This window comes from Segatella sinensis (genome assembly GCF_040095255.1).
GTDB lineage: Bacteria > Bacteroidota > Bacteroidia > Bacteroidales > Bacteroidaceae > Prevotella > Prevotella sinensis.
Window position 1 is genome coordinate 90,147 of sequence record NZ_JBBNGE010000008.1, and the last position, 8,698, is coordinate 98,844.

7 protein-coding genes are annotated in these 8,698 nt (G+C 39.7%); 2 read left to right on the forward strand and 5 right to left on the reverse strand.

The features are described 5' to 3' along the window. Nucleotides 1-64 precede the first annotated feature (64 nt). Nucleotides 65-616, forward strand: coding sequence for a hypothetical protein (locus AAAT87_RS03925; protein WP_349225697.1), 552 nt, complete (start codon nucleotides 65-67; stop codon nucleotides 614-616). A gap of 463 nt (nucleotides 617-1,079) precedes the next feature. Here AAAT87_RS03925 and AAAT87_RS03930 read toward each other — a convergent pair whose 3' ends face one another. From AAAT87_RS03930 to AAAT87_RS03945, 4 genes are all read right to left on the reverse strand, one after another. Further along, complete coding sequence (locus AAAT87_RS03930; RefSeq protein WP_349225698.1) at nucleotides 1,080-1,589, reverse strand: hypothetical protein; 510 nt, start codon at nucleotides 1,587-1,589, stop codon at nucleotides 1,080-1,082. Between the two features lie 113 nt (nucleotides 1,590-1,702). Next, on the reverse strand, nucleotides 1,703-2,752 hold the full coding sequence (locus AAAT87_RS03935) for a topoisomerase (protein ID WP_349225699.1): 1,050 nt from the start codon (nucleotides 2,750-2,752) through the stop codon (nucleotides 1,703-1,705). Between the two features lies 1 nt (nucleotide 2,753). Next, nucleotides 2,754-3,467: a P-loop NTPase family protein gene (locus AAAT87_RS03940; protein ID WP_349225700.1), complete on the reverse strand. Its 714-nt coding sequence runs from the start codon at nucleotides 3,465-3,467 to the stop codon at nucleotides 2,754-2,756. Between the two features lie 34 nt (nucleotides 3,468-3,501). Next, nucleotides 3,502-4,560 (reverse strand): DUF7833 domain-containing protein, encoded by a 1,059-nt coding sequence (locus AAAT87_RS03945; protein WP_349225701.1) that lies wholly within the window; start codon nucleotides 4,558-4,560, stop codon nucleotides 3,502-3,504. A gap of 1,363 nt (nucleotides 4,561-5,923) precedes the next feature. Between AAAT87_RS03945 and AAAT87_RS03950 the strand changes: the two genes are divergently transcribed. Continuing rightward, the gene (locus AAAT87_RS03950) at nucleotides 5,924-6,220 is read left to right on the forward strand and encodes a helix-turn-helix domain-containing protein (RefSeq protein ID WP_349225702.1); all 297 of its coding nucleotides are present in this window, start codon (nucleotides 5,924-5,926) and stop codon (nucleotides 6,218-6,220) included. Between the two features lie 57 nt (nucleotides 6,221-6,277). On the opposite strand, the gene AAAT87_RS03955 is transcribed toward AAAT87_RS03950, so the two are convergent. Continuing rightward, nucleotides 6,278-7,450, reverse strand: a complete 1,173-nt coding sequence (locus tag AAAT87_RS03955; RefSeq protein ID WP_349225703.1) for an RtcB family protein — start codon at nucleotides 7,448-7,450, stop codon at nucleotides 6,278-6,280. Nucleotides 7,451-8,698: the final 1,248 nt, after the last annotated feature.

Genomic DNA, 8,698 nt, shown 5'->3' on the forward strand with positions numbered 1-8,698 from the left:
AAAAAGTTTGCGAAATTCTGGTTTTCGAATGAATATTAATAACATTTACATAATATTGATAGACATGAAGAATTTTATGATGGGGGTGATGATGTTTCTCACCTGTACAACAACAAGCATGGCGCAAGGTTTCAAGGAGCCAGAGTATATCGGACAGGTATCACTCGTACAGTCTGCCAACAGCCAAGTGATCCTGGAGAAGGAAGAGGCAGAAATGAAGACCAAGACCTCTGGTTTTGGCTACATTCCTATTCCCGGCAGCAGTTTACTCGACAAGGGAAAGACGTTCCTTAGAGTAAAAGGTGAATCCTCACCCAACAAGGTTGCCAAGGGAAAGGTGCAGTTCGTTGTGAGGGTAAAGGACCACAATGAGGATCCTAAGACTACCATTGGAGTATTCCAGTTCGAAGCAAAGAAGAAAGAGCGCAGATTCATGCTGGCTGAAGTGGGGGTTCTTTCAGGCTTGAAGGCAACAACATCCTTCAACACAGTAGCATATGAAGTGGAGAAGTTTGGCGAGAGTTCGTTCCTAGTGACAATTTCAGATGCAGCACCAGGAGAATATGGAGTGACGACCACCGACTTCGGACACATTTCAACCTTCTCTGTCAAATAACAATTAAATGATCAAGATTATGGGAGCAATATTCTTATTTTTGTTTTTCATGTGGCTATTCAAAGGTTTTGGAAAAGCCATGAAACATAGTGAAGATTCATTTCGTCCAGACAAATAGCAGTATTAAAGTTCAACACATTTTTATATACTCAAAGCCCAGAGGTCTTCGCGAGAAGACTGATGGGCATTTTTATAGAATGAACCTTCTATTTCTCCTTGGGTGACAAAATCCCTGCAGGCAAACTAAACTTTCAGTACGCCCACCAGGAAGTTAAGCCCAGGAGCAGTACCGAAAGAACATGGTATGTCACATCTGCCCAAATAGTTCAAGCTTAAAAACTACTTCCATAAACCGCCATCCCTGTAGGTATGCTTGATCTCGTAGTAGAGGGCAAGAGCAAACAGAAGGATGACTATTGCAAAGATGCATATGGGAATAGCAATAGAAACGTTGTTCATATCCTTAGAACACATAGTCGGATGATATATGCTTGTCCTTAACAAAAGAGCTGAGATTTCTATACCCTTTATAGAAGATACTGAAGTTCTTGACTTTCTTCTGGTTACGCTGCTTCAAAGTAAGTGCGATAGTCTCACCCACTACAGTATTTGGGAAAAACACATAAACCTCATCATAGTCATCACTGTCCACTACCATATGCATGAAGTTCTTGACGTGTGACATGATGATGCAGGTACCTTGATAGGGCAAACGTAGTTCTGCAGATCCCTGTAATGAACAATAAGCCAGATAGTCCATAAAGTCATAGAACAGGCAACAAACCTGGGTATCCTTTACCTTAGGTTTCAGGACTGTGGTTATGCCACAGGCTCTCAATGTTACTGGATTTTTGGTATAATCCGGATGGAAGAACTCAACGCCTCCCATATCATTTTGAATCCCGAAGCCCTGATACAGTTTTCCCAGACTTCCAAATTCTACACTCTGAAGAATGGAAGGTACCTTTTTCAATCCGTTACTTTTAAGATATTCCTTATCACCCTTTGTTAAGTTATATACACATATATCGCCTTCCAGGTGAGCAAAGGATAAACGTTTTCCTTTTATCATGATAGTTGTATTTATTAGTTGTTGAATGATTGAAAGATCAAATTTTCTAGTGCTTCACGACTACCTCCCTTTTTAAAGAAGTCACTGACATCTTTTTCCTGCTTACTTCCTGAAAGTGGCAGAACCACCTTGCTTACCGGATAGGAAGACTCCAGTTCTTCCACTCTATGGGTAGACTCCCGCAATCCGGTAGCATCCACATCATACACAAACACCAGATGCTCAAAACGAAGCTTAAGCTGGTCCAAGAGTGTAGAATGAACCTTGGCTGTTTCACTATTGAAGCAGATGGCAGGAAAGTCATGGCTACACAAAGACAGTACATCCTTCTCGCCACCAGTAATCAAGAGGAATTTTCCTCTTTCCGGTAGTTGGTCGTAACCGAAGACATAAGGACAGGGAAGTTCTCCTGCATAAAGAAACCTGTTCTCAGAACGAGGTCGATATACCTTGATACCCTTACCGCTTTTGAAGAAATATCCATAGCTGGGAGTGAGGGAAGTGGAGTAGATGCCATATTGCCTTCCATCAGTCTTGGTAAAGACACAACTCTTCAAGCTCTCAACATGAAACCTCGACAGGGTTTCTGCTGTGATACCATATGCTCCCCAATAGGCTAACTCTTCCCGAGAGAAAGACTTCACCACCGCCCTAAAGGATATACCAGGATCTTCCTGAATCACTTTCCTTGCAGATATAGCCTTCTGGGGTATAGCGCGATAAACATGTCCTAACTCTTCACCGCCATATTCAAACACTCCTAAAGATAGATCCCTGTCTATCTGCTTCAGAAGATGAACAAAGTCGGTTGAGGGATTGATGTTCAAAATCTGAGCAGCAATGAAAAAACAATCTCCAGAATATCTGCTATCACCAAAGTCATGCAAATAATAATAGGCTCTACCTCCCAATGGCTGATTGAGGTACAGCTTGCAGGATGGCCGATTGTCATCATCCCGAAAAGGACTTTTGAACTTTCTTTTCAGGCATTCCTTTCCCAGGTAATGAACAAAAATGTCCAAACCTCCGGAAGTTCGGGCTAGGATTTCTTCTTTTTCCTTCATACTAAATGGGATTATAGGTTTCAGAAAGCTCTCGAAAATTAGTATCAGGCATCACTACAACCTGCATCATGTGATTCACACGATCAGCCATCCGATCCCCATAGCGAGGACGGACTTCAGAAGAGGGCAGGTTGGTGGTTACAATGGTGAATAACCGACACTCATATCGATAGGAAAGCAACTCACTAATCGGATAACACTCTTGCCCATATTTCATGATACGCTCAGACTCCATTCCCAAATCATCAATAGCCAATAATGCCGTATTGCGATAACCCAGGAACTGCTTATAGTCATTCACGTATAAATGACAAAGATCAGAAGCACTCATCACTGTAAGGCCAGCAGTTACCATATGTCCCGATGAAGCCTTGATGGGATCAGGCAGATAAAGAGAGTTTATAAGTCTCTGTATGGCAGACACTATAGTGGTTTTACCAGTCCCACCAAATCCACTCAACCATAATCCGCATTTATAACTTTGACCAACCAGCCAATAGACAATTGTATTTAAAACCATACATTGTTCCTCGTCATAGATACAGTTAATATAGCTGGCATTTACTGCCTTTTCAAAGGCTGCACGCAATGCTTCATAACAGAATCTAGGACTAACTGGCAACTTAAAACTACATCTACCCACAGGAGCAGCTTGTATTCTATAAATCACCTCATCAACACTTTGAGGCGGTCTGAATGCTGTAGTATTCATCATTGTTCATTCCTCGATTAAACCTTAACCATATATTTTAAAAACTCTGACCATAAATAGTCCTGCCATCAGATGCCTGAGGAGTATATCGGGAGCCATAAACTGATTTAGGCTTCTTAAAATCCTGCTTTTTAAGCCAATCGCAGAAATGACTCTTGTAATCACTCAGATCATCATGCTTCTCTTTACCACGGCACTGCATGTCGAGGTTAAAGGTTCTAAGCAAATCTAGAACTTCGTGAATATTTGCGAAATGATAACGCGACCTAACGGCTTCCAGCCAGGATGATTCATCAAGCAGAGCAAAATAGTAGCTTTCTTTGCTTGGTTTCTTCTCTGCCAGCTCTTTTCCATTCTGAAATTTTCTACCCTCACACGCACACACATGCGTCGATGAAGTTCTGGCTTTTATATCATTATATCTATATAAGGGAGTTGTCACCTGCATGTCGCTGATTTGTCTGGTATCTGTCATCTGCGTGTCACCTGCATGTCGGTTGCGTGCCACTTGCATGTCACCATCAAAGACACCATCATAAACACCTTGATATTGGTTGTAATTACAGATGGTAATAAGATTAGATTGGAGAGAAATTTCAATTTCTCCAGTCTTCTCCAAATCACCGAGAATAGACCAGATACTACTTAAGGGAATACAGGTTTCTGTATGAAGATCTTGATTACTTATAGCCAACTGAGCTCTACTTAAAGACTCATCTGGTCGAGATTTATAAATCGCATTCAGCAGCAGATGGACGAAAAGATGAACCTTTTCCCCATCTTGATACCACTTCCAAGACAAGATTTTACGGTAGAGTTTAATCCAGCCCAAAGTATCATCTTCATTAGAAAGCTGCAAGAAACATTCAAAATTACAAATGGAAACAATTGTTCCCTTGTTGCTGCTCTTGACCTTGATATCCTTTGTGGAGGATAACTTTTTAAGGCAGGTTCGCACATTTCTAATGGACAATCCTGTGTCTTGAGCAATTTGCACAAGACTTGTAACAACTTGCCCAGGATAGATAGTCAAGGAAAGATAATCCTTCTTCTTGACATTAGCCTGAAGCAACAGATACAAAAACAAATGTACCATCTTACTCTCATGGTACCATCGCCAGGAAGTAAAACTTCGAGGCAGTTTAATCCATGTTTTATCGAAATTACGCATTTTGTGATGTTGATTTTAAATATAACGTAAGCACAGATTACTGTGCAGGGGGTTTAAGATTTTAGAACTACATAGAGCATCTTAGAAAACCTTATAAAAAGCCTTCCAATCGCACACACGTGAATTTTACTCTTCTATAATATTGAAAGAAAGACTATTACGTCCAGACTTAGTTAGTACATGAAGACATCCACCCTCAACTTTCAGATTTCTAATTTTAGTCAAGCTATGATTACCACCATGCCATTTCACCGAGGACTTTTCCAATATATCCTTGATGATTATCAAATGCTTCATGCAAGCCTCATGAGACTCTTGCCAATCATACACTCTAGGTGGTATCTTATACAAGACACATACAACCCAGTCAGGTTTAGTTTCGCTATGAATTTTCTTCTTAATTTTGAACATCTTTATTTTGTTTAAATCAATATTAATAGAAATTTGATTGAGTCGAAAGAATGAATGTAATCAATTGTTCTCTTTCATGTCAATCATACCAATACTCGTCTTTTGCTTATACATGAATACTCCAGTGAGCTTCCATTATTAAGTTTAATATAGTGTTAAAACCATCATCTAGATTTCAGCAATTTATAGACTCTAATATGAGACCATAAAAACCTGAACTCTTTTGCGGTTGCAAAGTTATGCAATAATATCGATATAGGCAATACCCTCGCTATCATTTTAAGTATTATTAACTGATAATGTCCTAAATTGCAACCATATAAGTGAATTTCCCTATATTTGTACCATATTTAGCTACATGTTTTACACACCACATATTTTCTTAAACTACACATGCATCTAATCAGAATAAAAATACCCCAAATTTACTATCTCATAAAAAACAATTCAAAAAAAACGGAATTTTATGATGATATCTTATATTTTTTTTGTATCTTTGCAGCGTTGTCCTTAGGGACATAGATTTTCGTGGGAATAAGTAAAGTGCCTCACTTCTTGATAAAATCGCCAAAATAACAGGAAAGTAAACACGAGGCACGGAGCAGCTCATATATGTGGGCTGCCATCCGTGTATGTGTTTACGGGCGTTTGGCGATGCCTATCAAGGAGCATGCAAGGAGGCAGCTCACTTTCTTTTTAGTTAATGCCTAACAAAAGTAGACACGAATACTATAAAAAATATGAAATACGGTCTTTTCATAGCCAATTATTTAGTATATTTGTAGCTTGAAAGTGTATGCTCAGAGTGACACACATTACAAAAGGAAGGAGAAAAATAGACTAGTAAGTGAATATCAAACACTATAGTATCAGCATCATGAGTGGAAAAGAATTAAAAGATATATTGGCTTCTAAGGGCATCTTTCAAAAAGACATTGCCGAAAAATTGAATATGACCAAAAGTGGTTTTTCACAATTGTTACAAGCCAAAGATGTTAAAACCGGATTGTTAGAATCAATCTGTAGGGTACTTAACGTCAAATTGAACTTCTTCTATGAAGGAACAGAATACATAGAAAGTAACATCGTCATCAGAAAAGAGGACTTTGAACATCTTTCTACAAAAATAGAACAGATTCACAAGACTTGTGAAGAAATGAAAGACAAAGATTAGAGCATCCTCCCACATATCTAACATGTGAGAGGATAACTAACTATGACAGGTACTTCACTAGCCCTTGATGACAGCCATAGGGAACAAGCGAGTCTTGATTTTAACAAGATCTGCTTCTTGCTCTATGACTTTCTCTATATTCTTATAGGCAGAAGATGCTTCCTCAAGATCTTCCTGGCATCTGATGGCGTGGACGATTCCTTTTTCATCCAGCTTTTGAATCTCCTCTGCAAGATTCAGGCTCTTGACTGCCTCTGTTCGGCTCATGACTCTTCCTGCACCATGAGAGCAGCTCATGAAGCTTAAAGGATTACCAAGACCTTCTACAATGTAAGAGCTAGTACCTTGAGAACCAGGAATGATACCAATTTCACCCATCTTCGCACTGGTGGCTCCTTTTCTATGAACAATACATGCCTCGTCAAAATGAGTCTCCCAAGCCGCATAGTTATGAGCGATATTGATCATTGGCTCGAACTCAACGTTAGGAATCGCATCAGAAATCACTTCCTCAATACGCTGCATAATGAGTTTTCTATTGCAAAGTCCAAAGTCTATGCAATACTGCATCTCACTCCAATATTCATTGAACTCCTTGGTCTTCAGAGGCAAGAATGGTAAGTTCAATTCCGGCTTTACTGATGAAAAGTAGCGTTCATTGAGTATCATAGCCACTCTGCTATAATAGTCACAAACCTGCTTGCCCAAATTTCTTGAACCCGAGTGAATCATGATCCAAAGCCAGCCTTCATCATCGCTTTGAAGCTCAATGAAGTGATTGCCACCACCAAGCGTACCAACCTGTTTGGTAGCTGATACATATTGACGCTTAACTATAGTCATGCTATCTACATCGTGGTTAGCTGGCATGTACTTCTCCTCCTGAGCCTCCTTATGATGCTCCATCCCTAGCGGAATCTGTTTGCGGATGCCTCGCATGATTTGCTTTCTAAGTACCTCCTGTTCTATAGTCTCCACCTTTATGTTAGTCTTGACAGCACACATACCACATCCGATATCAACTCCCACAGCGTTGGGAATAACAACATCCTTGGTTGCCAATACCGTTCCAATAGGCATACCCTTACCCCCATGCAAATCTGGCATCAACGCCAAATGTCTAAAAACAAAGGGTAGGCTGCAGAGGTTCGAAATCTGTTGCCATGCCGTAGCATCACACATGTTAGCCCACATCTTCACCGGGGTTCCATTCATTGCAAATTCTTTCATTTTCTTAATCTCCTATCTTTTTTAGTGCAAAATTACAAAAGCGGTATGCAGTATTTTTGCGTAGGAGCACAAAAACTTCAAATTATAGCAAAATTCGGCTGTTCAACGGGTATATCAACTAATCTGCATCACAATGAGCATGAGGAATCACCTTACTATTGTACTACCGCAAGAATGGTATAGAATTTCGGAATTCATTCATCATAGCAGTGTTACCATGGTATGAACTACAAAAGAAACGAGGGCAATACCCTTCAAACCGCAGCGTCTCAGCCTCACGGAAGTATTGCCCCTTACAAAGATACCCTTATGAATACCTTATCAAGCGCAAAGATAACCTTTTCATCTGAAATCTGCAAGAGAAATAGGGAAAAGTTTTAATGTTGATGTATCATTTTGTTGAAACAGCAGTTGAAAGTCGGACTTCTGAAAGGAAAACCTGCCATTTTGCTCCAATTGTCATGACAGTTTTTGACGGAAATCAAGAAATCGCTCGTTTTGTGAAGTTTTCTCTCAAAAAATTGTGTGCGCACACAAAAAGGCATTACTTTTGCACTCGAAAAGATTGAATAACGAATAATTAAAGAAGGAAAGGGTAACAATTATGATGGTATTAGGAATGACACTGGCAGTTGTAGCTGCTCTTTTTGCAGAGGTTGTAAATGTCAACAAGAAGATTAGCCTCGGCAAGTAATCAAACCTTGAGAGGCATCTCCGAATGCTTCCAGGAAGTTGATTCGAAATAAGGTAAAGATTAGGATAACAGATAAATATAGAGAAAGGATAAAAGTTATGATGGTATTAGGAATGATTTTGGCAATGATCGTTGCCGGATGCGCTGAGTATGGCGCAAGAACTAATATGAAGAACTTCGCTTAACAGCTGTTCTTCTTTCAATTTGAGAGAATTTAAACAGTAGTTCCATATAATAAATAAAGAAAGGCAGTTGTAGGCATTTGAAAGATGTCTGCAGCTGCCTTTCCTTTTTATATTCATTTATGATAGTTTTCTACTTAAAAGTTGTATCTTTGCAGCCAAATTGCGACGTGAAGTCGTACAAGTAATTGTTCTTTGAAACTAAAGAACCTCTTATTCCGTTAAGAGTAGCCTACTGAAGCGTGCGTAGTTGGCAACGACTGGGTGCGAAGCCTTCGGGACAATATGATGAAGCCTTGAACATCACAAGATGTAGTTGTTAGGCTGACCGACAAGAATAACGTAAAGTAACCATCGTTACCAACCATCGTA

Bases quoted from the DNA above. Each gene is read 5' to 3' on its own strand.
- AAAT87_RS03925 (WP_349225697.1), top strand. From the start codon at position 65: ATGAAGAATTTTATGATGGGGGTGATGATGTTTCTCACCTGTACAACA.
- AAAT87_RS03935 (WP_349225699.1), bottom strand. From the start codon at position 2,752: ATGAAGGAAAAAGAAGAAATCCTAGCCCGAACTTCCGGAGGTTTGGAC.
- AAAT87_RS03940 (WP_349225700.1), bottom strand. From the start codon at position 3,467: ATGATGAATACTACAGCATTCAGACCGCCTCAAAGTGTTGATGAGGTG.
- AAAT87_RS03945 (WP_349225701.1), bottom strand. From the start codon at position 4,560: ATGGTACATTTGTTTTTGTATCTGTTGCTTCAGGCTAATGTCAAGAAG.
- AAAT87_RS03950 (WP_349225702.1), top strand. From the start codon at position 5,924: ATGAGTGGAAAAGAATTAAAAGATATATTGGCTTCTAAGGGCATCTTT.
- AAAT87_RS03955 (WP_349225703.1), bottom strand. From the start codon at position 7,450: ATGAAAGAATTTGCAATGAATGGAACCCCGGTGAAGATGTGGGCTAAC.